This window comes from Kitasatospora sp. NPDC059722, from assembly GCF_042733235.1.
Lineage (GTDB): Bacteria > Actinomycetota > Actinomycetes > Streptomycetales > Streptomycetaceae > Kitasatospora.
This window is the reverse complement of sequence record NZ_JBHWGD010000007.1, coordinates 26,350-50,366: the sequence shown is the minus strand read 5'-3', so window position 1 is coordinate 50,366 and position 24,017 is coordinate 26,350. Positions and strand designations below refer to the sequence as shown.

The following is a 24,017-nucleotide window of genomic DNA, read 5'->3' as shown; positions in this document are numbered from 1 at the left end:
CGGGGTCGTGGTAACGTCCGGCTCCACGGTACCCCCGTTCACCCCCCCAATCGTTGTCGCACCCCCCCATGTGGGCGGACGGCGGGGGCCGGGCGGACCCCGCCCCCGGCCGTGGTCGGAGAACCCTGTGCGGGGGTGTCCGGTCGGGACACCCCCACAGCGGTGTCACTGCATCAGTGCCAGCCGCACGCCGAAGCCGATCAGCAGCACGCCCGTGACCTGCTCGATGCGGCTGCGGACCTTCGGGCGGCGCAGGAAGGCGCCGAAGCGGTCGACGGTGACGGTGTAGAGGCCGAACCACAGCAGGTACAGCACCACGAACTCGGCCGAGAGCACCAGCGCCCGGCCCAGCGTGTGCCCGGTCGTGGGGAGGAACTGCGGCAGGAAGGTGACGAAGAACAGTGCCACCTTCGGGTTGAGCGCGTTCGACAGGAAGCCCTGCCGCACGTACATCAGCCAGGTCTTCCCGGCCGCCTCCGACGCCTCCGCGTCGGCCGTCGTCCGCGCCGACTTCCGGGCGGCGCGCAGCGTGCCGATGCCCATCCACACCAGGTACAGCGTCCCGACGGCCTTCAGCACGGTGAACGCCACGGCGGACGCGACCAGGAGCGACGACACCCCCAGTGACGCGGCCGACACGTGCACGCTGAGCCCCAGCATGCCGCCGAGCGTGGTGTACAGGCCGGCGGCCCGGCCCCCGCCGTCCGCGCCGGGAACGGCGCCGCCGACCGCCCCGCCGCCGGTGCCCAGCCCGGCACCGCGCCGCAGGCTCCGGCGCAGCCCGCCCCCGTCCAGCCCCCCGCTCAGCCGTCCGCCCCACAGCCGCCGCAGCAACCCCAGCAGCCGCCCGCGGCCGTGCCCCCGCCGGCTCCGCCCGCCCCGCCGTCCTACACCGGCTACGCCGGACCGGGCTGCGCCTCGTCGAGCACCGGCTACAGCGAGAACGGCCACTCGGCCGGCTCCCGCGACTGGGTCACCAACCACGACGGCGGCACCGACTGCGGCGGCGACTACACGTCCGTCCCCATGTCCGGCGACCGCAGCAAGGACGACGGCAACTCGGTGGTCTGGACGTTCTTCGCGAGCCCCGTCACCAGCGGCAGCTGCCGCATCTCCGTCTACATCCCGAACAACGGCGACATCAAGGCGGTCGGCGGCGCCCCCGCCTACTACACCGTGCAGAACGGCACCAGCCCCGGCAGCGGCACGATCGGCTCGTTCTCGATCAACCAGCCGCAGCACCAAGGCCAGTGGGTCAGCGCCGGCACCTACCAGCTGACCGGCGGCCGGATCGCCGTCATGCTGCACACCCGCGGCATCGACTGGGGCGGCACCGCCGGCGCCCACCTCGCCGCCTCCACCGTGAAGGCCGACTGCACCGGATGACCCGCACGACCCGCCCGCAGGGCACGAAGCAAGCAGACGAAAGGGAAGGCGAGCCATGTCGCGCCATGTGCTGACGGTGTGCCAGGAACAGGGGACCGGCGGCACCTACCGCACGATCGGCGAGGCCCTGGAGGCCGCCCGCGCCGGAGCCGTCATCTCCGTCCGCCCCGGGCGGTACGAGGAGAACCTGGTGATCACCAAGATGGTCACCATCGCCGCCGAGGACGTCCGCGGCACCGTCCGGGTGACACCGCGGCGCGGCTGCGTCGTCCAGGTCGTCGCCGAGGCCGTCCAGCTCACCGGCCTCGTCCTGCACGGCCAGGACGACGAACTGCCCGCCGTCGACGTCCCCCGCGGCCAGGCCGCCCTCCAGGACTGCGAGGTCGTCGGCAACTCCTGGACCGCCGTCCTCACCCGCCGGCAGGGCGCCCTCGCCATGCGCGGCTGCCGCATCGTCAACTCGGCCGGCGCCGGCATCGTCGAGACGTCCACCGGCGCCAGCGTCATCGAGGACACCGTCATCGAACACCTCGGCACCTCCGCCCTCGTGATCGGCGAGGGCGCCAACCCCGTCGTCCGCAACTGCGTCATGCGCGACGCCCGCGGCAACGGCATCTGCGCCAACGGCGAGGCCCGCGGCAGCATCGAGGACTGCGAGATCTCCACCACCGACAAGCCCGCGATCGCCCTGGAGGAGCACAGCACCACCCGCGTGCTGCGCACCACCGTCCGCGACGCCGCCCTCGGCGTCTACGTCGGCTCCGCCGCCCGCGTGCTCCTGGAGGACTGCACCGTCACCGCCACCACCGGCCACGGCATCGTGCTCGGCAACGGCACCGACCCGCTGCTGCGCCGCTGCCGCGCGGTGCGCACCCGCGGCCACGGCATCCACGTCACCGGCCGCTCCCGCGGCACCTTCGAGGACTGCGAGGTGACCGGCGCCGAGGGCGTCGGCGTCCGCGTCGACGACTGCGCGGGACCGGCCTTCACCGGGCTCGCCGTGCGCGACTGCGGCGACACCGGAGTCGACCTCGGCGGCGAGAGCGCCGCCGAACTCGTCCGCCTGGAGGTCAGCGACGCCGGCGGCAGCGGCGTGCGGATCGCCGAGGGCGCCAACCCCCTGCTGCGCCGCATCACCGTCACCTCCGCGCGCGGCAACGGCGTCGAGGCGGTCCGGGACGCCCGCGGCCGCCTGGAGGACTCCACCGTGCTCGCCGCCGGCCGCACCGGGGTCCTGATCGCCGACGGCGCCAACACCTTCGTCGGCGGCACCACCGTCCGCGGTACCGAAGGCGTCGGAGTGCACGTCGGCACGGGCGGCGTCGCCACCCTGCGCGACTGCGACGTGGCCGAGTCCACCGAGGACGGCCTCGCCGTCGACGACGGCGGCGACCTCACCTGCACCCGCGTCCGGGCCCGCGCCAACGGCCGCCACGGCATCCGGGTCGGGGCCGGCGCCCGCGCGGCCCTGACCCGGCTGGAGGCGGTCGACAACTCGGCCGACGGCATCCGCGTCGACTCCACCGACGCCGTCCGCGCGACCGGCTGCACCGCCACCGGCAACCGCGGCTCCGGCCTGCGGCAGACCACCCCCAGCGCCCGCCTGTCCGTGGAGAACCTGCAGAGCCGCGAGAACGGCCACCCCGACGCGCACGGCTCGGCGAGCGCCGACGCCGGTGTGTCGCGGGCGGCCGGGGTGGCCGCCGCTCCGGGCGAGCCCGTCCGGGCCGAGGAGGGTGCGCCGGCGCCCGCGTCCGCCGCACAGGGGCCGCTGGAGGTCCTGGAGAACCTCGTCGGCCTCGCGGCGGTGAAGGAGCAGGTCGCCACGCTGGTGAACCTCAACCGGCTGGCCCGCCGCCGCGAACTCGCCGGCATGCCCGCCCTCCCGATGAGCCGCCACCTGATCTTCGCCGGGCCCCCGGGCACCGGCAAGACCACCGTCGCCCGCCTGTACGGCAGCATCCTGGCCGAACTCGGCGTCCTGCGCAGCGGCCACCTGACCGAGGTCGCGCGCGCCGACCTCGTCGCGGCCATCGTCGGCGGCACGGCGCTCAAGACCACGGAGGTGTTCAACGAGGCGCTCGGCGGCGTCCTGTTCATCGACGAGGCCTACACGCTCTCCGCCGGGGCCGGCGGCAACGGCCCCGACTTCGGGCGGGAGGCCATCGACACCCTCGTGAAGCTGATGGAGGACCACCGCGACGACATCGTGGTGATCGTCGCCGGCTACTCCGCCGAGATGACCGACTTCCTCGCCTCCAACCCCGGCCTCGCCTCCCGCTTCAGCCGCACCGTGGAGTTCGCCAACTACGCGGTCGACGAGCTCGTCACCATCGTTCAGAAGGCGGCCACCGGCCACGGCTACCAACTCGCCGACGGCACCGGGGAAGCGCTCACCACGCTCTTCGAACGGATGCCCAAGGGACCGGACTTCGGCAACGGCCGGTCGGCCCGCAAGGTCTTCGAGGAGATGGTCGACCGGCAGGCTACCCGCCTCGCCCGGCAGCCCGAGATCGCCGACGAAGACCTGGCGCTGCTCGTCGCGGCCGACACCGGCGTCGAGGCGGCCGGTGCGGCCGAGGCCGCCGACAGCACCGTGATCCTCGACGAACTGCGGGCCATGGTCGGCCTGCCCGCCGCCAAGGAGCAGGTCGAGGACCTCGTCAACCTCATCACCCAGGTCCGCCGCCGCGAGGAGGCCGGCCTGCCCACCGCCGCGATCAGCCACCACCTCGTCTTCGCCGGCCCGCCCGGCACCGGCAAGACCACCGTCGCCCGCCTCTACGGCCGCCTGCTCGCCGAACTCGGCGTCCTGCCGGGCGGACAGCTCGTCGAGACCGCCCGCGCCGACCTCGTCGGCCGCTACGTCGGCCACACCGCCCAGCTCACCCGAGAGGCCTTCGAACGCGCCCGCGGCGGCGTCCTGTTCGTCGACGAGGCCTACACGCTGACCCCGCGCGGCGGCGCCGGCAACGACTTCGGGCAGGAGGCAGTCGACACGCTGATGAAGCTGATGGAGGACCACCGCGACGAGGTGGTGGTCATCGTCGCCGGCTACGAGGACGAGATGCGCGGCTTCCTCGCCTCCAACCCCGGCCTCGCCTCCCGCTTCTCCCGCCAGATCGAGTTCGAGCACTACACGGACGACGAACTCGTCACCATCGTCGGCCTCCACGCCGAGAAAGCCGGCTACGTGCTCGCCCCGGAGACGGTGGACGCCCTCACCGGGACGTTCGCCGCGATGCCGCGCGACCGCACCTTCGGCAACGGCCGCACGGCCCGTCAGACCCTGGAAGGCATGATCACCCGCCAGGCCGGCCGCCTCAGCCGCCTCGACGTCGCCGATCTCGCCGACCTCAGCCTGCTCCTGCCGCAGGACGTCGCGACGGCCCGGACGGGAAGTGCGGTGTGACGCGGCGGCGGACGGGAGGCGTGCTGCCCGGGGCGCCGGCCGGGCGCGCAGGTGCGGTCGGCGGTTGGTTGGCTGCGGGGTCGTCGTCGTCGGCCCGCTCGGCCGGCCTCGGCGCGGGTCGCCGTCGCTGGGCGTGGATCGTGGGCGCGCGGGACTCCTCGGGTGGCGCGGCGTGAGCGGGCGGCGGTGGGCCGGGGCCGCGTTCGCCGGCGCGCTGCTGGCTGCCGCCCCTGCGGCGGTGGCGGCGCCCACGCCCGGGGCGGACCCGCCCCCGCTGACGCAGACCCGGCAGGACGTCCAGCGCAACGGGTGCCTCAAGCCCTCCGACCGGCCCGCCGACGCACCGAGTTGGTCGCAGAGGGCGCTGCGGCCGGAGGAGGCCTGGTCGCTGAGCCGCGGTGCCGGGGTGACGGTCGCCGTCGTCGGATCGGGGGTCGACGCCGGATCGCCCGCCCTGGCCGGGCGGTTGCAGCTCGGGCCACGGCTCTACGGCACCGGCGACGCGGGCCGCGACTGCGTCGGCCACGGCACCTTCGCGGCCGGGCTGGTGGCCGGGCGCAGCACCGTCGACGGCGGTGCCTCCGGGCTCGCGCCGGACGCCCGCGTGCTGGCGGTGGCGGTCACCGACGACGCCGGGTCGACCACCCCGGACCTGCTGGCGTCCGGGATCCGCGCGGCGGTCGACAAGGGCGCCAGGGTCGTCGCGGTCGTGGTGCCCGTCCCCGGGGCGAGCGACGCCCTGAGCGAGGCGGTCACGTACGCGGCGGCGCACGGTTCGCTGGTCATCGCGCCCGTCGCCCCGGACGCGCGGGGCGGCAGCAGTGCCGCGGTGTTCCCGGCCTCCTACCCGGGCGTGCTCGCGGTGGCGTCGACCGGTCCCGGCGGGCCGGCCGGCGGCACGCTGGACGGACGCGTGGACCTGGCCGCACCCGGCGAGGGCGTCACCGGCACCGGGCCCGGCGGCGGCCTGTTCACGGCCTCCGGACCGGGCTGCGCCACCGCCTACGTGGCCGGTACGGCGGCGCTGGTGCTGGGGCTGCGGCCGGACCTGACCCCGGAGCAACTCGTGCGCCGCCTGGAGACGACCGCCTACCGCCCGGGCACCCGCCTCCCGGACGCCGCGGTGGGCTACGGCACCGTCGACCCGGTGGCGGCCGTGACCGCGTCCTGGCCCGCGGCAGCCCACCAGACCGCCGCGGCCGCCGACCCGGTGGTGGTCACCCCGGGCCCGGACCGCTCGGGCACCTGGCGGGCGTTGGCGGTCGCGGCCGGCAGTGCGGGCGTGATGGTGCTGGTGGGCTTCGGGGGCCTGACCGTCCGCCTGGGCCGCCGCCGCGGCGGGGTGTGAGACCCGCCGCCGACCGGCCGGCGTTCCGGCCCGCCTACGGGATCGTCAGCACCTGGCCGACGTCGATGAGGTCCGGGTCGTCGATGCCGCTGGCGGTGGCGATGTCGCGGTAGCGGTCACCGTCGCCGTAGAAGCGCTCGGCGACGGCCCACAGGGTGTCGCCGGGCTCGACCGTGTAGGTGCGCGCCGCGGGGATGGCCGGGGGCGGGGTCACGGCTTCGGCGACCGGTGCCGCGGCCGCCGGCTCCGGAGCGGCGACGGGGTTGTCGGTCCCGGTGTCCGACGCCCACAGCGCGCCGCCGTCCTTGCCGTACAGCACCACGTTGCGGTCGGCCTGTACCACCAGCCGGTCGGCGTCCCGGCCGTTGGTGTCGGTGGCCCACACCGCGCCGTCGCCGTCGTAGAGCACGAAGTTGCCGTCGTCCTGGAGCACGGCCCGCTGGACGCCCTTGTCGTCGGTGTCGGAGGCCCAGACGACGGCACCCGGCTCGGAGAGGACCAGATTGCCGTCGTGCTGCAGCGTCAGGGTGTAGGCACCGCCCTGGAGGGAGTGGCCGAGACCGAGTTCGTCGCCCACGCGCAGCGTGTCACCCATGGATGTTCCTTTCGGGGAGGGGATTGCGCCGTCAGAGTGGCACGGCGGTGTGACGGCCGGGGTCAGCAGAAACGGTCCTGCACGCGGGATTTCACCCGAACGAGATCCCCGGACCCGACCGCCGCCCGGAGACGTTTGCGTACTGTCCAACGGTTCCCACCTGCGGGGCGACGCCGAGCTGAACAATCGCGAGCACGTTATCCGTTCAACTACACGGACGTAGAGCAACGAGGCGCGAGCGAGCACGGGTGAGGTGGACTCCGATGGCGACGACGGTGGACCGCGGCGACGGCAGGCCGGCCGTCACGGGGAGCGGACGGCGGGAGGACGAGGAGACGGCGCGGCGGTTGATCGCCTCCTGGCTGGCCGAGGCCGTCGGGGACGTCGAGGACGTTCCCGGGCGGGCGGCGGCCCCGTACGGGTGGCAGGTGCCCGCGGCGGCGGCGCGGGACGTCGTGGCGGTGGCCCGGCGGCTGGCCGTCCAGGGGCTGGCCGGACGGCCCTGGCCGGTGCCGACGGCCGCGCACCTGCTGCTGGCCCGGGCCCTGGTGACGGACGAACACCCGTCGGCGGCCGCCTGGACCGAGCGTGAGCGGACCGAGCTCGCCGGCTGGGTCGCGGTCCTCGTGCAGCGCTTCGGGGAGGACGGCGTCCAGCGCCTCACGGCGGCCCTCGCCGCCCGCCGCTGACGGAAGAGGACGCGCGGCCAACGCCCGCCAACGGCCGTCCGCCGGGACCCGTTGGCGGATCGTTGGCCGGACGTTGGCGGCGGCTGGGACGGTTTTCCCGTCAGGGCGAGGCCCCGGGGACCGCACCAGAGCGAGGATCCCGCCGCTCCTCGCCGATGCCGTAGCACCGGAGCGAAGGACAGACGCCGTGGCCGTGGAAGCCGCCGCTTCCCCCGAAGGCGCCCCGCAGGGCACCGACCAGCCCTCCCGGGGGCGTGCGACCCTCGACCAGGACACCCTGGCGGAGCTGTACCGCCTGCACGGTCCGTACCTGATGCGGGCCCTGCTGAGAGTCACCAGCGGTGACCGCGGCAAGGCCGAGGACATCCTGCAGGAGACCCTGCTGCGCGCCTGGCAGAACCCGGCCGCGATCCAGCGGGGCCTGGAGCAGAGCCGGCCGTGGCTGTTCACGGTGGCCCGCCGGATCGCGATCGACCACTTCCGGATGGCCACCGCGCGCGTCCAGGAGGTGGCCGACGAGTCGCCCGATGAGCACGCCGGCACCCACGACCCGTACGACGAGCTGCTCGCCGCCCGGGACATGGCCTCGGCCCTGGCGGAGCTCCAGCCGCACCACCGGGACGTGCTGGTGGAACTGCACCTGAAGGGCCGCTCGATGGTGGAGGCCGCGCAGGTGCTCGGCGTCGCGGTGGGGACGGTGAAGTCCCGCAGCTTCTACGCGGTGCGTGCGCTGCGGCCGATACTGGAGGCGAGGGGCATGGGCATCGCGGTGTGAGCCTCTGGCGCGATTGGTTCTGCTGTCACCTGATGGCGCGGGCGTGGACGGTCAGTTGAAGAAGGGGTCGTCCACGACGTGGGCCCAGCCGCCGTCCGGCCGGCGCCGGAGGATCTCCGTCGTCGTGGAGATCACCGGCTCGGGGCCGGCGCCCGTCAGGGTGGCGGTGTTCGACACCAGGGCGATGTCGTCCACCTGCCGGATCTCGCGCAGTTCGAGCTTGAGGCGGGCGCCGCTGTCGACCAGCTGTTGCAGGGCCGTCCGGATGCCTTCGGTGCCCACCAGGTGGGTTCCGGGGGCGGGGACGAAGTGCGCGCGCGGCTCGTACAGCGACACCAGGCCCTCGATGTCACCCGCCTCCAGGTACTCCGTGAACAGGGCGCCTACCTGCTCGGGCGTCTCCGCACGGCGCCGGGCGACGGCACCGACGGGCTTGTCCCCCCAGCCCGCGCCGGCGAGCAGGTCGTACCACGTGGGCTGGGCGCCATGGGGCAGGTGGTGGCGCAGCAGTGCTCCCGGGAACGTCAACGGAGATGCCTTCTGCGGCCTGGACTTGGCCTGGTCGACGATCGCGTCGCTCAGCGCGTAGCCCAGGTCCATGCGGGGGAGGAGGGCGTGCACGTCGTCGGCGAGGCCGGCCGGAAGGCTCTCGCGCCGGACTCCGAGGATGTCGGTGCCGATGCCCTCCTGGGCCAGCCGCACCTCTGCGCCCTTGCGCGCGGCGATGCCATCGGAGGTGTGCAGCGCGATGGCGTCCCAGGCGATGGCGATGCGCCGTTCCTCGACGCCGCGTTCGCGGAGGAACGCCGCCGCGGTGTCGGCACCGTCGACCTCGAAACGCTGGTCGCCGTTGCCCTCCTCGCTCAGCCCGATGTCGTGCAGGACGCAGCTGAGGAACAGCAGTTCGTCGTCGTAATCGGCGCCCGCGCGCAGATTCTGGTGCCGGGCATGGGCGCGGGCGAAGACGTAGCTGCGGACGCTGTGGAAGAAGACGAAGTCGGGCGTGGCCCTCTCCACGTAGGCGTAGGCGTCCCGGGACAGGTCCGTGTCCGGGAGGCCGAGCCGTTCGAAGACGGGCAGGGGTGCGTCGGTGGTCACGGCAGCTCTCTTTCGTGTGCGGTGGCGCGCGGCTCCGGGCGGAGCCGCTTGGGTGGCGGCGCGACGCCTGGCCGGCGTCGGATCACACCGTGCGGGTCCAGGCGGTCTCCTGGACCTGCTTGATGAGTTCCTCCGTCGCCGGCGGCCAGACGTTGCGGTACTTGCCGTGCTCGGCGCCGATGATCTCGACCATTGGTGTACTCGGTCGCGGGAGCCGGGCCGCCGGGACGGCCCTGAGGCGGCCGACCGCACCGAGGCGTCCTCGCCGGACCCGTGCACAACCAGCACGCCCGGCAGTGACGGCAGGAGAGCGCGTCTCGTGGGTCATGAAATGACCGTAGGCGCGCGCAGGGCGAGGCCGTCAGTGGCACGAGTGCCATGCAGCGATAGAATCGTGCCATGGGAGCCCGTACCTCCGGCGGCAAGCACCACGTGGTCGTGGTCGCGCTCGACAACGTCCTCGCCCTCGACATCGGGATTCCGTTGCAGGTCTTCGGAAGCTGGCCGGACGGGCCGTACTCGATGACGGTGTGCACGGAACGGCCCGGCCTGGTGCCGATGCACGGCGGCCCGGTGCTGTCCGTCGCCGACGGGCTGGACGCCCTCGGGACCGCGGACACCGTGATCGTCCCCGGGTACCTGGAACCCGACCCGCCCTCGGCCGCGGTCACCGCCGCGCTCGCACGGGCGGCCGCCCGCGGCAGCCGGATGGTGTCCATCTGCTCGGGGGCGTTCGCCCTCGCCGCGGCCGGCCTGCTCGACGGCCGCCGGGCCACCACGCACTGGCGCTACGCCGCAGAGCTGGCCAGGCGGCACCCGCAGGTGACGGTGCAGCCGCACGAGCTGTACATCGATGAAGGCCAGGTGCTGACCTCGGGCGGAGTCGCCGCGGGCCTCGACCTGTCCTTGCACCTCGTCCGCCGAGATTACGGCGCCCGCCTGGCGAACCAGCGGGCCCGCCTGCTGGTCACCGCCCCCCACCGCACCGGCGGTCAGGCCCAGTTCGCCGACCTGCCGGTGGCCCCGGCAGCCTCCGCCGCGACGATGCCGGTGTACGAGTGGGCCCTGCGCCACCTGCACCAGCCGCTCACCGTCGACCAGTTGGCGCACCGGGCCGGCATGTCCCGCCGCACGCTCATCCGTCGCTTCCACTCCGACACCGGCCGGCCGCCGATGAGTTGGCTGCTCGACGCCAGGCTCGGCCTCGCACGGGAACTCCTGGAATCGAGCGACCTGACGGTCGAAGCCGTCGCACGGCGCTGCGGCCTGGGCACGCCGGCCAACTTCCGGACTCTGTTCAAGGCGCACGTCGGGGTGCCGCCGCGCACCTACCGCGAGACGTTCAACTCCGCTGCTGTAGCTGGTCGTTGACCCGTTCTTCCGGGCAGGCCGCCGGTCGCGGCCACGAAGCGGACAGCAGGTCGGCGCCAGCGGGCAAATATTGCGTGCCACGCATATGTGCGTGACGCGCAATCTTTGTTACCGTCGTTCCATGGGGCTGCGAGAACGGAAGAAGGCCGAGACGCGCGCCGCGCTCAGCTGGGCGGCACTACGGCTGGTCGTCGAGCGGGGGCTCGACAACGTCAAGGTGGAGGACATCGCCGAGGCCGCCGGTGTCTCGCCGCGCACGTTCAACAACTACTTCTCCAGCAAGGGCGAGGCGATCGTCGCGCGCCACCTCGACCGTTGCCTGCGCATCGCGGAAGCGCTGCGCGAGCGCCCGGCAGAGCCGCTGTGGGACGCGATCACTCGCGCTGTGCTGCCGCAGTTCGAACCGGACGGCGCAGCGGCCGCTCACCCTGTTCCGGACGCGCGGAAGTGGACGGCAGGCGTGCGCATGATGGTCGCCGAACCGGCCCTGCAAGGCGAGATGCTGCGGGCCGGGGCCATCGCCGAGGTCGAGATCGCCGCAGCCATCGCACACCGCACCGGCACCGACCTGGAACAGGACCTGTACCCGCACCTTGTCGCGTCCGCAGTCATGGCCGCGACCAACACCGCCATGGCACACCACCTCCGCACGGATCCGCCGGTACCGGTGGAGCACCTGCTCACGGATGCCCTTGCCCGAATCGCGGCGGGTTTGCCGACTCCCTAGCAATCCGTTGCGGCCGGAAAGCCCGGCGGCCGGTCGGGCCGATGTCCCCTGCCCGGAAAAGGACTCTGCCCATGATCGACGTCATCATCGCGGGCGCCGGACCCAACGGCCTGATGCTGGCCTGCGAACTCGCCCTGGCCGGCGCGCGTCCGCTCGTCCTGGAACGCCTCACCGAACCGTCCGGCGAGCAGCGCGCGAACGGTCTGGTCGGCCAGGTCGTCCGCATGCTCGACCGGCGTGGACTGTACGAGCGGCTGACCGCACCCGGTGCCACCCCCGAGCCGGCGCCCGGGTTCGTATTCGGGGCGTTCCCGCTCGACCTGAAGGACCTGCCGGACAACCCGCTCTACACGTTGATGGTGCCGCAGCGCAGGGTGGAGCAGATGCTCGCCGAGCGCGCGGCCGAACTGGGCGTCGAGGTCCGCCGCGGTCACGAGGTCACCGGCCTGACGCAGGGCGAGGACTCGGTGACGGTCGAGCTGCGCGGGCGGGAGTCGATGGAGGCGGCGTTCCTGGTCGGAGCCGATGGCGGACACAGTACCGTCCGCAGGCTCACCGGCATCGGGTTCCCCGGCGTGACCGCGGATGACTCGGTGTCTCGTACCGGACACGTGGGCGTGCCCTCCGAGATGGTCGGTGCCGATGGCGGCCTGGTCGTACCCGAATTCGGTGTCATACCGCCGTTTCGACACCTGCGCACCGAGCGCGGCCTGATCACCTGGGCACCGTTCCCGGGCGGCGCTCCGCTGATCAGCACGACGGAGTGGGACCAGCCAGCCGAGGGCGAGGGTTCACTCGACGAACTCCGGGCCAGCGCCCGCCGGGTGCTCGGCGCGGACCTGCCGCTCCACCCGCCGACCGGACCGGGACCGCACATGATGCGGCGGCTTTTCGGCGGCAACACCCGGATCGCGTCGCAGTACCGTGCGGGCCGGGTGTTCCTGCTCGGTGACGCCGCACACGTGCACTCGGCGATCGGTGGCCCGGGGCTGAATCTGGGCCTTCAGGATGCGGTCAACCTCGGTTGGAAGCTGGCCGCGGAAGTGCGCGGCCACGCGCCGGAGGGGCTGCTGGACACCTACGAGCTGGAGCGGCCCCCGGTGGCGCGGAGGGTCGCCATGCACACGCAGGCGCAGTCGCAACTGATCCGCCCGGGCGCCGATGTGACGGCGTTGCGTGAACTGTTCGGCGAGCTGCTCGCCCAGCCCGCGACCCGGCAGCACGTCGCGAACCTGCTGTCCGGCGCGGACATCACCTACGACATGGGGCCGGCAACCGGACCGCTGGTGGGCCGATGGGCGCCGGACCTGCCCGGCCTGCGCGAACTCACCCCCACCGGCCGCCCGCTCCTCCTGGACCCCACCGGCACCCTCGACGCGGGCGTTTGGGCGTCGCACGTCGACACCGTGACGGTCCCGGACCTCGACACCGCACTGCTTCTCCGGCCCGACTGCTACGTCGCCTGGCAGGGCACCACGAACGACGGCCTGCACGAAGCGCTGGGGGCCTGGTTCAGGGCGGCCTGAACAGCCCGCCCAGCGGGGCCGGTTGCGTACCGTGCCTTCAGGTTTCGATCGCGGCGATCCGCGCCGCGAGTTCCGCGGCGCCCCGGGTGTCGCCGGACTCCGCGCAGAACTCCCGTGCCCGGCCGAGGTGTTCGGCCGCCTCCCGGGCGCGTCCGACGCTCAGGAGGAAGTCCGCGTACCGCTGCTCGACCGCGGCCGCCAGGTGCAGTGCCCCGCTGGCCCGGCAGCGTTCGGCGGCCTCCTGCCAGGCCCGTTCCGACTCGTCGTCGCGGCCGAGGAGCCGCAGGGCGTCGGCCTCGTCGGCGAGCGCGAAGAGGTGGAAGGTGGCGTGCGGGTGCGCGGCCAGCAGCCGTTGGGCCTCGTGGGCGTGGCGCAGCGCCGCCGGTCCGTCGCCGGCGAGTGCGGCGAGCGTGGCCGCGTTGGCGAGGACGGCGGCGCCGGCCTCGTGGAGGCCCAGGTCGTCCAGCCGGCGTACGGCGGCGTCGGAGAGTTCGCGGGCCTCGGCGAGGTCGCCGTGGTCGGCGAGGGCGGCGGCCAGCACGGCCATCGTGTAGATCTGGGCCGGGCCGTCGTGGTGCCGGGCGCGGTCGGCGGCGCGGCGGGCGAGGGCGAGGGCCTCGACGGGCCGCCGCTTTCCGCTGAGCGCCCGTGCGGTGGCGGCCTCGACGAGGGCGGTGGCGACCGGGTCGCCGGTGCGGGTGGCGGCGGTGAGGCCGTGCCGCAGGCAGTCGAGCCGGTCGGTGAGCCGTCCGGCGCCGAAGTAGAGGCAGTTGGCGAGGAAGGCGAGCCGCCACGAGCGGTCGCCCTCGCCGGCCCGGGCGCCGGCGGCGACGAGGGCGCGGACGGTGGGCTCCTCGGTGCGGAACCAGTCGAGGGCGGTGCGGACGTCCGGCAGGTGGGGCAGGTCGGGTGGCGGGAACGCGACCGGCTGTTCGAACTCGGTGAGGTGCGGCTGGAGCCGGCTCGCACCGGCCATCGCGGCGGTGAGGTAGTAGTCGAGCAGCCGGACGAGGGCGGCGTGGCGCCGGGCGGGCGGGTCGCCGTCGAGCAGCTCGCGGCCGTAGAGCCGGACGAGGTCGTGGCGGCCGTAGCGGCCGGGGGCGGTCTCGGTGAGCAGGTGGTGGGCGGCGAGTTCGCCGAGGGCGCCGCGGACCTCGGCCGGGCGGGCCTCCAGCAGTGCGGCGGCGGCGGGCACGTCGATCTCCGGCCCGGGGTGGACGGCCAGCAGGGCGACGAGCCGGGCGGCGGTCGGGGGCAGGCGGCGCAGCGTCAGGTTGAGGGCGGAGCGCACGCTGACGCCGCCCTGGGCGTCGAGTGCGGGCAGCCGGGTGCGCTCGTCCTCGGCCTCGGCGACGAGGTCGGCGACGCTCCAGGCGGGCTGGGCGGCGAGGCGGGCGGCGGCGATCCGCAGGGCGAGCGGCAGGTGGTCGCAGAGCCCGGCCAGCCGTCGGGCGGCGACGGGTTCGGCGGCGAGGCGCTCCTCGCCGAGCACCTGGGAGAGCAGTGCGAGGGCGTCGGTCTGGGGCAGGGGTTCGAGGCGCAGCAGGGCGGCGCCCTCGGTGACGACCAGGTCCTCCAGGGTGTGCCGGCTGGTGACGACGGTGGCGCTGCGAGGCCCTGCGGGCAGGAGTTCGGTGACGTCCTCGGCGCTGCGGACGTTGTCGAGGAGCACCAGCAGTTCGCGTTCGGCGGTGAGCGCGCGGTAGAGGGCGCCGCGCCGGGCGTGGTCCTCGGGGATCTCGGCCTCGGCGAGTCCGAGGGCGCGCAGGAACCGGCCGAGCACCTCGGCGGGTTCGCTGGGGCGGGCGGGGTCGAAGCCGCGCAGGTCGCAGTGGAGGTGGCCGTCGCGGAAGCCGCCGGCGGCGGTGTGGGCCCAGCGGACGGCGGTCGCGGTCTTGCCGGCGCCGGCCGCGCCGACGACGACGGCGAGCGCGTGGTCGGGGCGGTCGGGGCCGCAGGCCTGGTCGAGCCAGCGCAGTTCGGCGTCGCGGCCGACGAAGCCGGCGGTCCGGCGGGGGAGCGAACCTGTGGTGGGCCGGGGCAGGGAGGCGGTGGGCCGTGCCGGGGCGGCCGGCGGATTCTCGGAGGTGCCGGTGTCCGCAGTGGCGCGCTCGTCGGCCAGGACGACGGCGAGGGCCGCCTGGAGGGCGGTGCCCGGGCGCATGCCCAGCTCGGCCGCGAGGCCGGCGCGGGCGCGGTGGTAGAGGCGCAGGGCCTCGGCCGGGCGCCCGGCCTGGTGCAGGCAGCGCACGAGCAGGGCGACGGTGGGCTCCTGGAGCCAGTCGGTGTGCAGGTGCCGTTCGAGCGACGGGAGGGCGGCGGCACCCCGGCCGGTGCGCAGGAGGCGTTCCGTCCAGTCGTGCAGGGCCTGCTCGCGGGCGCGGTCCAACTGGTTGGCGAGGCCGTGCCGTTGCTCGGTGGCGGGGAGGTCGGCGAGGGCTGGCCCGTCCCAGAGGGCGAGGGCCTGCCCGAGCAGGGCGGCCGCGGCTTCGTCGTCGGGTTCGTCGGCGGCGCGGGTGCTGAGCGTGGTGAAGCGGTGGACGTCGACGCACTCGCGGTCGCCGTCGAGGAGGTAGCCGGGCGCCTGGGTGTGCAGGGTCAGGGGCGTGCCGTGCAGGAGCTTGCGCAGCGCGGCGATGTGCCCCTGGAGCGCGGCCTTCGCCTGGACCGGGGGCTCGTCGTCCCACAGCAGGCCGTAGAACCGCTCGATCCGGACGCACCGGCCCAGCTCCAGCGCCAGCAGGGCCAGCACCGCGCGGCGCTTGGCCCCGGCGACCGGCACCGTGCGGCCGTCCGCGGCCCTCAGCTCGGTGGGCCCGAGCAGCCGAATGCGCATGCGCTCCCCATGTCCGCCGCGTCCCGGCGGAGGAGCCGGGGCGGTCATTCAATCATCTTGTCCAGCATGTGAGTCTACGCGCGTCGATATGGGGCGATGGCCACCCTGCGGAGCGGCGGAGATGCCGTGGGCACGATGAGCCCAAGGTGAACTCCGGGCGAACCTTGAGTGTTGACCATTGGCTGTCGGAGTGCTCCAAATCCCTTTCTGTGCACGGTAGTTGTGTTACTTAACCAATGGATTCGGGCACTTGGACGAAGATCGAACCACTTCGTATCCTCAGGCCGTTCCGTCCGTCCTCGGGTACTCAGGGAGTTGGGTGTGCGCGTCCGGCTGCTGGGCCGCGTCGAAGTCCACTGTCCGCAGGGGCGCCCCGTCGGCCTGACGGGCGCCCGTCGGCGCGCCGTGCTCTCGCTGCTTGCCAGCGAGCTCAACGGCCACGTCACTGTGGACCGGCTGCTCGACACCGTCTGGGAGGGCGCGCCGCCGCCCACCGCGCGCGCTGCCCTCCAGGGGCACGTGTCCGCCGTCCGCCGCAGCCTCTGCGAGGGCCTGACCCTCCTGACCAGGGCTCAGGGATACGTCCTCGTCGGCGAGCCCGACCTCGTCGACGCCAAGCGCTTCGAACGGCTCAGCGCCGCCGCCGAGGACGCTGCCGACACCGAGCGGTCCATCGCGCTGCTGCGCGAGGCCCTCGACCTCTGGGACGGGCCCGCCCTCAGCGACTGCGGGTCGCGCGTCCTGACCGAGACCGCCGGCCGGCGGCTCGACACCGCCCGCGCGCTCGCCGTCGAGCGGCTCGCCGAGCGGCTGCTGACCGTCGGCCGCGGTGCCGACGCCCTCGACGACCTCCAGGCCGCCGTCGCGGCCGACCCGCTGCGCGAACCCGCCGCGGCCCTGCTCATCCGCTGCCTCCACCAGGCCGGACGGCCCGCCGACGCGCACCTCGCGCTGGCGCGGTTCCACGAGCGGCTCGCGAGCCGGGGGCTGGCACCGGGCCACCTCCTGCGGCAGGCCGCCGACGCCGTGGCCGTTCCGGCGGTCCGTGCGTCCGCTGCCGCGACCCCGCCCGCCCCGGCGCCCGGTGCCGCGCTGCCGCGCACCGGCACCGGCCTCGTCGGCCGCGCCGTGGAACTGCGGCACCTCGACGAAGCGGCCCGCCGCGCCGACGGCCGCCCGGTGCTCGTCACCGGCGTCGCCGGCGCCGGCAAGACCAGCCTCGTCCTGCACTGGGCGCACGCCCGCGCCGACCGCTTCCCCGACGGCCGCGTCCACGTCGACCTGCGCGGCTTCGGCGAGGACGAACCCCTCACCACCGCCGAGGCCCTCGACGTCGTCCTCGCCCGGCTCGGTGTCCCGGCCGCCGAACGCCCCGCCGACCTCGCGCAGGCGGGCGCGCTGATGCGCCGGCTGACCGAGGGTCGCCGGCTCCTGCTCGTCCTCGACGGCGCCCGCTCCGCGGAACAGGTCGAGCCGCTCCTGCCGTGCGCGCCCGAGCCCGTGGTCGTCATCACCAGCCGATCCCGGCTGACCGACCTCGTGGTCAGCGAGGCCGCCATCCCGTTGCCCGTCGGCGGCCTGCCGGAGGACGAGGCCGTCGAACTCCTCGGCCGCGTCGTCGGCGCGGACCGCGTCGCCGCCGACCCCACCGCCGCCCGCCGCCTGGCCGCCCTGTGCGACCGGCTGCCGCTCGCCCTGCGGGTCGCCGGCGCCCGGCTCGCCTCCCGCCCGGGCTGGGCCCTCGGCGACGTCGTGCACGAGATGTCCGACGAGCGCACCGGCCTCGCCGCCCTCGCCACCGGCGGCACCCTCGGCATCGCCGCCGCACTCGGCCGGACCGTCCGCGCCCTGCCCGCCGAAGCCCGCCGCCTGTTCGCCCTCTCCGGCCTCCACCCCGGCGGCGCCCTCGACAGCGCGGCCGCGGCCGCCCTCGCCGACGTCACCCGCGCGCGGGCCCGGGAACTCCTCGCCGAGCTCGACGCGGCCCACCTCGTCCAGGAAGCCTCCCCCGGCCGCTTCCGCAGCGACCGCCTCGCCCGCCTCTACGCCGCCGAACTCGCGGCCGAGCTCCCCGCCGCCGACCGCGCCGCTGCCGTCCGCCGCCTGCTCGACCACACCGTCGACGCCGCCACGGCCGCGCTGGCGCCGCTCGCCGATGCCATCCCGCCGCAGAGCATCTCGGCGAGGGCGTTCGAAACCGCCGAGCAGGAGCTGGAGTTGGCCCGGAGACTGGTCGGTGAACTGACCCGCCAGGTCTCGGAACGCGCCACGGCCGAACGCGAGACGTGCACCGGGCCGGGGGTCCTCGTGGACAGGCTGAGCCGAACCCTGGCGGGGATCCGCTCGGCGCCGACCCCCGAGCCGTGGCCCGACCACGCGGAGCCCGATCCGTTGGACCGTCTGCTGGCCGACCTGCTGCGCGGCGCCTCCGAGGTACCGCACGCGAAGCCCACCGAGGACCGTGTGGCCGTCGCGGCGGATGCCCGGACACCGGGGGCGAGGCCCGCTGGGCCGCCCCGGGCCGGCTGATCCGCGCTCCCGCCGGCACGCAGCGCGCCCGCGGTTGATCGGGGTCTCGGAGCCCGCGGCGAGGAAAGCGATTCGACCGCACACCCGATGTGCCGTACAGTCGGGTTCACCGACGCGGGGTGGAGCAGCTCGGTAGCTCGCTGGGCTCATAACCCAGAGGTCGCAGGTTCAAATCCTGTCCCCGCTACCACTCAAGGCCCAGGCCCGGTGCGCCACTGCGCACCGGGCCTGAGTCGATTTCACAGCCCCGTCGGTAGTCCGGCCCCTCGGCCCTGATAGCGCGAACTGCGGCGCCCGGCTTCCCCGGACAAGCTCAACGCGACTGGAGACGAGTGCCGGCTCGGGCCGGTGCCGGTTGATCCACGCCGACGTCAAAGGCCCTTCAGGACACGATCAAGTGCCGACCGGCCTGCCGGCCCCCACTGCGGCTTGCCGCCGGGCAGGCCGCGGTCCCCGTTCCGGCCCATCAGCATCAGGAACAGGCTCTTCATCGCGGCCAGCCCGCGCGCCCGTCGTACCGCCGCGTCGTCTGCCCGCGCGTAGCCGTCGAAGAACCGTGAGGCACCGCCCGCGGGGAGCAGCAGCCAGGCGGCCGCAAGGTCCCACGCCGGGTCGCCGGCGAAGACCGCGCCGAAGTCGACGACGCCCGCCAACGTCCCGTCCGCAACGACGACGTTCGCGGGATGCAGGTCGCCGTGCACCCACACGCGCGGGCCCTTCCACTCGGGAGCCGCCACCGCGTCGTCCCACACGGCCCGGATGTCGTCCCCGGCGAAGCCGCCGAGCTCCACGGCCCGCAGGAAGCCCTCGAAGCCGTCCGTGCACTCCCTGGGGTGAGCGCCGAAGTCCGAGGCGGCCGGCGCGTCGGCGGGCGCCTCCGCGTGCAGCGCCTTGAGGAAGGCCGCCAGCGTGTCGGCGGCGTGGTCGCCGCGGGTGATCGAGCCGTGGTCCAGCGGCGTGCCTTCCACCCAGGTCATGACGGTCCAGACCTTGGGGAAGCGCTCGGACGGTGCCCCGTTCCGCACCGGGATCGGGATCGGAAGCGGCAGGCGCGGGGCCAGCACCGGCAGCCAGCGGCGTTCCTTGAGCTGCAGATCGGGGAGCTTGTCCATGCGCTGCATCCGGACGGCCAATTTGTCCCCGAGGCGCCACATCTGGTTGCCCCAGCCGCCCGCCACCTCGCGGATGGGTAGGTCGGCCAGGTCCGCATGCTGTTCCCGCAACAGGTCGCGGACCAGATCCTCGCTGATCTCAATCTCGGATTCGATCATGCGAAGTTACGGTACTTGAGGGAGGCGGAGCCGGCCTTACCCTCGGGAAGATCCAGGGTCCGATCTCCCACGTTCTCGTTGGACCCATCGAACCGACCCGGCCGAGGACGCTCCCGCCGGACTGCACCTGCCGACCCATCAAGATCATCCCGCGGCGGCTTCTGAGGCTCACCTTCGCTGGACCCGATTGACCCGCTTGACCTCTTGTGCGTCAGTCCGGAAGCCAGTGCAACTCGTGCGCCAGGGTTTTGGCGACGGCGCGGATGCGGCGGTGTAGTGGCGACTGCTCGCGGGGGAGGACCAGGTGGAACGTCAGGCTGGGCGCGCCCCGCAGCGGTCGCCAGGTGAGACCGGCCGGTTGTGCCGTGGCCGCGGCTTCTCCGGCCGGGGCGAGGGTGACCCCGTCGCGCAGGTCGTGCTGAGACATGTCGAAAGAGACTGCGGGCGTGTGGAATCGGGGGTGTGGTCGGGTGTCCCGGAACACTGCGGACAGCTGATCGTGGACCACGGGGTTGGCCGCACGGTCCGGGAGTCGCAGCGGAAACGCGGCCGCGTCGGCGATATCGATCTCCGGACGCTCGGCCAGCGGATGGTGCTGCGCCAGCTGGACGCCGATGCGCGCACGCCGCAGCAGGAACCGGCGCACGCCACGGCCCGGTTGTTCACCGCGGGTGATCCCGGCATCGATGCGGCCGTCGGCGACCGCGGGGGAGATCTCCGGCGTCGCCATCGGGACCGCGCCGACCTCGAGTCCGCTGTTGCCGCGCATCAGCCTGTCCACCAGGGCCGGTGCCGTCTCGGCCCCGGCGCTGAGGCTGTATCCGATGCGCAGCGTGCCCAGTTCGCCGGCCGCGGCGCTCCGGGCGGTGTCCCAGGCCCGGTCCAGCGCCGCCAGCGCGGGCGGCGCGGACTCCGCCAAAGCCGCACCGGCGGTGGTCAATACGACGCTGCGCGTGTTGCGGACCAGCAGGGCCGTACCGAGTTCCGCCTCCAACCGGCGCATCCGGGCGCTGAGTGCGGGCTGTGCGATGCCGATCCGTGCGGCGGCGCGGGTGAAGTTCAACTCCTGTGCCAGCACCAGGAAGTAGCGCAGGCTCACGGTATCCGGCGCCACGTGCCCTCCCTGCCGATTGATAACGATCCGTTCTGACTCTATCCCGTACCGGTCTTTCCCTCGGCCGCTCATCAAGTCCTAACCTGCGCATGCCGGGATCGATCGATCCGAGTGTCAAATTCGAAGTCGGAAGTGTCCGTCCGAACACAGGAGGTTTCCATGGCCAAGGGCTACTGGGTCAGCGTCTACCCCGCCATCTCCGACCCTGAGAGGCTGACTGCCTACAACGGGCTGGCCGGTCCCGCTGTCCGGGCCGGCGGCGGACGCGTCCTGTCCCGCGGCGGTCGAGTCGTCGCCCACGAGGCCGGAATCACGCAACGCGTCGTTCTGGTCGAGTTCGACAGCTTTGAACAGGCTGTCGCGGCATACGAGAGCGAGGCGTACCAGAAGGCGCTGGTGGCCCTCCCCGACGGCTTCGAGCGCGACTTCCGCATAGTCGAAGGCGACTGACCGACGGGTCCGGCCGTTGTGGACCCGGTGGACCACCACGCACGCGGCGACGGTCAGCACACTGACATGAGGAGGAGATAGATCACGACGGAGCATCAGCGCTGGCCAACGGCACACGGACAACGCTGCTTCCGCTGCCGTCGCCGGTCCTGTAGAAGTCGGTGCTGTCGGGTGGACCGAGATGCTGTTCGGCAGAGCCGGCATGCCCCGCCGTCGAGGCCGCGCATCCGGCCGTAACGGCATTCGGCACCAAGGGTGCTGTGGGAAGGGGCGGTTCGCACCGGAGTAGCCGGTGCGAACCGCCCCTTTCGGCGACGGACGGTGTGGCAGGCCGCTACCGCTCTCGCCGGGGTGGTGTCAGCTGGTGGGCAGGGCGATGCCGGGCAGCGTGATGCCGGACAGGGTGTCCAGGGGGGCCCAGCTGGGCATGCCGGGCTTGTAGGAGGTGTGGTTCACGGTACCGTCGGGGGCGGTGGCGCCGAAGAGGTCCACGGTGCTGGAGGAGGCGCTGAACAGCGGGGCGGGGATCCGGCCGGCGGCGAGCTTCGTGGTTCCGCTCAGGGACTCCCAGGCGTTCCACGGCTTGCCGTTGTTGAACCAGTAGGTGTGCGCCAGGGACTTGTCGCTGCGGACCGCGAACAGCTCGAGCGCGTCGGTGGCGGGGTTGTAGAGCACGCTGGGGGAACTGGTGAAGGGCTGGTCACCGTTGATGGTCGTCCAACTGCTCCAGCCGGCCGTGCCCGCGGTGTAGTAGGCGTGGGCCACGACGCCGTCGGTGTTGGTCGCGAAGACCTCGGCGGTCTTCGTCGACGGGTTGTAGACCAGGCTCGGGCTGCCGGTGAAGGTGTTCTGGTTCAGCTGCAGCCACGGGCTCCACGGCTTGCCGTCGTTGAACCAGTAGGTGTGGTACATCGTGTTGTCACGGCCGATCGCGAACAGCTCGAGCGCGTCGGTGGCCGGGTTGTAGAGCGCCCTGGGGGAGCCGGTGAACCGGTAGTCGGCGTTGATGTTCGACCAGGTGCTCCAGCCGGTCATGCCCGGGGTGTAGTACATGTGGGCCACAGGACCGTCGGCGGTGGTGGCGAAGACCTCGGCGGTCTTCGTCGACGGGTTGTAGACCGCGGTGGCGCTGCCGGTGAACGAGGTCGATCCCGTACCGGCCCACGGGCGCCAGCCCTGCGCGTCGGCCATGTAGTAGGTCTGCCAGATGAGGCCGTCGGTGTCCATGGCGAACAGCTCGATGGCGTTGGTGGCCGGGTTGTAGAGGGCGGTGGGCGAGCCGACGAACGGCTTCACGCCGGCCGGACGGTCGCTGATAGACGTCCAGGAGCTCCAGCCCTGGCCGTTGATGTTGTACGCGCCCATGACGCGGCCCTTGTCGTCGACGGTGAACTCCGTGGACGTCTGCTTGACCGGGTCGTACACCCCACTGGTGGTCGGTGCGCTGGTGGACAGCGCGGCCTCGCGGACCTGCTTCACCCACGCGCCGAGGTCGTCGGTGCGCACGCTGGTGGCGCCGGTGCGCAGCTCGGTGCCCAGAGCGCCGAGGCAGCCGCCCTGCCAGGAGCGGGAGGCGATCGCGGCGAGCTCGGTGGTGCCGTTCTTGTCACGCAGCAGCGGGGCTCCGGCGTCGCCCTGGCAGATTGGGGTTTGGCCGTCCGCGGGGGCAGTGTCGACGGTGGTGGCGGCGACGGCGCCGACGGTGTGGGTGGTGGTGTGGACCTTGGTGGGGACCCAGTCGGTGACGGTGCGGCCGTAGCCGGCTGCGCGCAGGTTCTCGGCGGCCACCGGCGCGGTCGCGCCGAGGGTGACGGGGGTGATGCCGGTGACCGGGAAGGCCAGGCGGGCCATGACCAGGTCGCGGTCGGCGCGCGGCGCCAGCTCGACGACGTCGACGACCGCGCCGGTGCCGGTGTTGGTCAGGTCGGTGCGCCCGATGGTGGCGGTGGTCTTGTCCTTGGGGGCGCCAGCGGTGACGGTGGTCAGGTCGTCGGGGGTGTCGGTGAAGCAGCTGGCGGCGGTGAGCAGCCAGTTGCGGTCGACGAGGGTGGCGCTGCAGGCGCGCTTGCCGTTACCGATGTTGATCTTGGCGGTGTAGGCGAGTGACGGGTCGGTGGGCTGAGGCGCGGGCGGTGTGGCGCTGGAGCCGGTGACGCGCAGTTCGAGCAGGACGGCCCGGGTCTTGGGGTCGATGGACTCGCCGATGCCCTTGGTGGTGTCGGCGGCGACGCTGACCGTCTCGGCCGGCTTCTGGTCGGTGGACAGGCTCGCCTGGACGGAGCGGCCGTAGGTGGTGATGCGGTAGGCCTCGGGGATGGTCAGGGCCAGGTAGCCGGAGGCGCCGGGGGCGGCGAAGCAGATCATGTCGTCGTTGTTCGCCGGCTTGGTGACGGCGTTGACCTTGATCTGGAAGCTGCCGGCCTTGCCACAGTCGGTGACGGTGATGCCGCCGTCGCCGCGGGTCACGGTGATGCCGCGCAGCGCGAGGATCTGGTCGGCGTTCGGGTAGGCGAACGTCTCGGCCGAGGTCTTGGGGAGGTCGGCGGGGGCCGGGGGCGCGGTGTCGCCGGTGGCGGCACCTGCGGTGGTCCAGCCGGCGACGGTGGCCAGGACGAGAGCGGTCGACGCGGCCGCGAGGCCGCGTATGCGTGCGTGGTTTTTCATGACGCCTTTTCAGGTAAGCGGTGCGAAGGGCAAGCACCCCCCGGAAGGCCGCCCAAACTTGGACATTTGCCGTTCTTTTACGGGGGCTTGATTCACTGTCGGTTGCGGATTCTAATGTAGGCTCACCAACTAAGTCGATATGAATGTTTGAGTGCACTTCAGGGGGGCTTCGAGAGAAGAACCGGCTGGTCAGCCGCACTCGCGCCAGCCCCACGGGCCTTGTTGT

General features: G+C 73.5%; 17 protein-coding genes and 1 tRNA gene. 11 read left to right on the top strand and 7 right to left on the bottom strand.

Features of this window, described 5'->3' with window-relative positions; genetic code table 11:
- Positions 1–165: 165 nt before the first annotated feature.
- Entirely contained in the window at positions 166–834 is a 669-nt protein-coding gene (locus ACFV4F_RS06255; RefSeq protein WP_380500619.1) for a LysE family translocator, read from the bottom strand.
- 21 nt (positions 835–855) lie between these two features.
- Between ACFV4F_RS06255 and ACFV4F_RS06250 the strand changes: the two genes are divergently transcribed.
- The 3 genes from ACFV4F_RS06250 to ACFV4F_RS06240 all read left to right on the top strand — a co-directional run bounded on the left by ACFV4F_RS06250 (position 856) and on the right by ACFV4F_RS06240 (position 6,146).
- Positions 856–1,386, top strand: coding sequence for a hypothetical protein (locus ACFV4F_RS06250; protein WP_380500618.1), 531 nt, complete (start codon positions 856–858; stop codon positions 1,384–1,386).
- Positions 1,387–1,441: 55 nt separating this feature from the next.
- Positions 1,442–4,798: a right-handed parallel beta-helix repeat-containing protein gene (locus ACFV4F_RS06245; RefSeq protein WP_380500617.1), complete on the top strand. Its 3,357-nt coding sequence runs from the start codon at positions 1,442–1,444 to the stop codon at positions 4,796–4,798.
- A 172-nt stretch (positions 4,799–4,970) separates the two neighbouring features.
- Positions 4,971–6,146 carry a S8 family serine peptidase gene (locus tag ACFV4F_RS06240; RefSeq protein ID WP_380500616.1) on the top strand — a complete coding sequence of 392 codons (1,176 nt, stop codon included), beginning with the start codon at positions 4,971–4,973 and terminating at the stop codon, positions 6,144–6,146.
- Between the two features lie 34 nt (positions 6,147–6,180).
- Here ACFV4F_RS06240 and ACFV4F_RS06235 read toward each other — a convergent pair whose 3' ends face one another.
- Positions 6,181–6,741 (bottom strand): LysM peptidoglycan-binding domain-containing protein, encoded by a 561-nt coding sequence (locus ACFV4F_RS06235; protein ID WP_380492476.1) that lies wholly within the window; start codon positions 6,739–6,741, stop codon positions 6,181–6,183.
- Between the two features lie 263 nt (positions 6,742–7,004).
- Here ACFV4F_RS06235 and ACFV4F_RS06230 point away from each other — a divergent pair, with 263 nt between their 5' ends.
- Positions 7,005–7,430 (top strand): hypothetical protein, encoded by a 426-nt coding sequence (locus ACFV4F_RS06230; protein WP_380500615.1) that lies wholly within the window; start codon positions 7,005–7,007, stop codon positions 7,428–7,430.
- Positions 7,431–7,617: 187 nt separating this feature from the next.
- A complete protein-coding gene (locus ACFV4F_RS06225) occupies positions 7,618–8,205 on the top strand; it encodes a sigma-70 family RNA polymerase sigma factor (protein ID WP_380500614.1) in 588 nt (195 codons plus the stop codon).
- A 51-nt stretch (positions 8,206–8,256) separates the two neighbouring features.
- Here ACFV4F_RS06225 and ACFV4F_RS06220 read toward each other — a convergent pair whose 3' ends face one another.
- Positions 8,257–9,303, bottom strand: coding sequence for a nuclear transport factor 2 family protein (locus ACFV4F_RS06220; RefSeq protein WP_380500613.1), 1,047 nt, complete (start codon positions 9,301–9,303; stop codon positions 8,257–8,259).
- Positions 9,304–9,702: 399 nt separating this feature from the next.
- On the opposite strand from ACFV4F_RS06220, the gene ACFV4F_RS06215 reads away from it, so the two are divergent.
- The 3 genes from ACFV4F_RS06215 (at position 9,703) to ACFV4F_RS06205 (ending at position 12,927) form a co-directional block, all read left to right on the top strand.
- On the top strand, positions 9,703–10,674 hold the full coding sequence (locus tag ACFV4F_RS06215) for a GlxA family transcriptional regulator (RefSeq protein WP_380500612.1): 972 nt from the start codon (positions 9,703–9,705) through the stop codon (positions 10,672–10,674).
- A 121-nt stretch (positions 10,675–10,795) separates the two neighbouring features.
- Positions 10,796–11,401, top strand: coding sequence for a TetR family transcriptional regulator (locus ACFV4F_RS06210; protein WP_380500611.1), 606 nt, complete (start codon positions 10,796–10,798; stop codon positions 11,399–11,401).
- Positions 11,402–11,472: 71 nt separating this feature from the next.
- Positions 11,473–12,927: an FAD-dependent monooxygenase gene (locus tag ACFV4F_RS06205; protein ID WP_380500610.1), complete on the top strand. Its 1,455-nt coding sequence runs from the start codon at positions 11,473–11,475 to the stop codon at positions 12,925–12,927.
- 37 nt (positions 12,928–12,964) lie between these two features.
- Here ACFV4F_RS06205 and ACFV4F_RS06200 read toward each other — a convergent pair whose 3' ends face one another.
- Positions 12,965–15,763 (bottom strand): BTAD domain-containing putative transcriptional regulator, encoded by a 2,799-nt coding sequence (locus tag ACFV4F_RS06200; RefSeq protein WP_380500609.1) that lies wholly within the window; start codon positions 15,761–15,763, stop codon positions 12,965–12,967.
- A gap of 321 nt (positions 15,764–16,084) precedes the next feature.
- Between ACFV4F_RS06200 and ACFV4F_RS06195 the strand changes: the two genes are divergently transcribed.
- Positions 16,085–18,292 (top strand): BTAD domain-containing putative transcriptional regulator, encoded by a 2,208-nt coding sequence (locus tag ACFV4F_RS06195; protein ID WP_380500608.1) that lies wholly within the window; start codon positions 16,085–16,087, stop codon positions 18,290–18,292.
- 113 nt (positions 18,293–18,405) lie between these two features.
- A tRNA-Met gene (locus ACFV4F_RS06190) sits at positions 18,406–18,482 on the top strand.
- Positions 18,483–18,663: 181 nt separating this feature from the next.
- On the opposite strand, the gene ACFV4F_RS06185 is transcribed toward ACFV4F_RS06190, so the two are convergent.
- Together ACFV4F_RS06185 and ACFV4F_RS06180 are read right to left on the bottom strand one after the other, a co-directional pair.
- Entirely contained in the window at positions 18,664–19,563 is a 900-nt protein-coding gene (locus ACFV4F_RS06185; RefSeq protein WP_380500607.1) for a phosphotransferase, read from the bottom strand.
- Positions 19,564–19,774: 211 nt separating this feature from the next.
- Positions 19,775–20,677 carry a LysR family transcriptional regulator gene (locus tag ACFV4F_RS06180; protein WP_380500606.1) on the bottom strand — a complete coding sequence of 301 codons (903 nt, stop codon included), beginning with the start codon at positions 20,675–20,677 and terminating at the stop codon, positions 19,775–19,777.
- Positions 20,678–20,836: 159 nt separating this feature from the next.
- Here ACFV4F_RS06180 and ACFV4F_RS06175 point away from each other — a divergent pair, with 159 nt between their 5' ends.
- The gene (locus ACFV4F_RS06175) at positions 20,837–21,127 is read left to right on the top strand and encodes a DUF1330 domain-containing protein (RefSeq protein WP_380500605.1); all 291 of its coding nucleotides are present in this window, start codon (positions 20,837–20,839) and stop codon (positions 21,125–21,127) included.
- A 357-nt stretch (positions 21,128–21,484) separates the two neighbouring features.
- Here ACFV4F_RS06175 and ACFV4F_RS06170 read toward each other — a convergent pair whose 3' ends face one another.
- Positions 21,485–23,791 (bottom strand): trypsin-like serine protease, encoded by a 2,307-nt coding sequence (locus ACFV4F_RS06170; RefSeq protein ID WP_380500604.1) that lies wholly within the window; start codon positions 23,789–23,791, stop codon positions 21,485–21,487.
- Positions 23,792–24,017: the final 226 nt, after the last annotated feature.

Excerpts from the sequence above, each read along its gene's own strand:
- ACFV4F_RS06245 (WP_380500617.1), top strand. The coding sequence starts at position 1,442 with ATGTCGCGCCATGTGCTGACGGTGTGCCAGGAACAGGGGACCGGCGGC.
- ACFV4F_RS06235 (WP_380492476.1), bottom strand. The coding sequence starts at position 6,741 with ATGGGTGACACGCTGCGCGTGGGCGACGAACTCGGTCTCGGCCACTCC.
- ACFV4F_RS06230 (WP_380500615.1), top strand. The coding sequence starts at position 7,005 with ATGGCGACGACGGTGGACCGCGGCGACGGCAGGCCGGCCGTCACGGGG.
- ACFV4F_RS06215 (WP_380500612.1), top strand. The coding sequence starts at position 9,703 with ATGGGAGCCCGTACCTCCGGCGGCAAGCACCACGTGGTCGTGGTCGCG.
- ACFV4F_RS06210 (WP_380500611.1), top strand. The coding sequence starts at position 10,796 with ATGGGGCTGCGAGAACGGAAGAAGGCCGAGACGCGCGCCGCGCTCAGC.
- ACFV4F_RS06205 (WP_380500610.1), top strand. The coding sequence starts at position 11,473 with ATGATCGACGTCATCATCGCGGGCGCCGGACCCAACGGCCTGATGCTG.
- ACFV4F_RS06200 (WP_380500609.1), bottom strand. The coding sequence starts at position 15,763 with ATGCGCATTCGGCTGCTCGGGCCCACCGAGCTGAGGGCCGCGGACGGC.
- ACFV4F_RS06185 (WP_380500607.1), bottom strand. The coding sequence starts at position 19,563 with ATGATCGAATCCGAGATTGAGATCAGCGAGGATCTGGTCCGCGACCTG.
- ACFV4F_RS06175 (WP_380500605.1), top strand. The coding sequence starts at position 20,837 with ATGGCCAAGGGCTACTGGGTCAGCGTCTACCCCGCCATCTCCGACCCT.
- ACFV4F_RS06170 (WP_380500604.1), bottom strand. The coding sequence starts at position 23,791 with ATGAAAAACCACGCACGCATACGCGGCCTCGCGGCCGCGTCGACCGCT.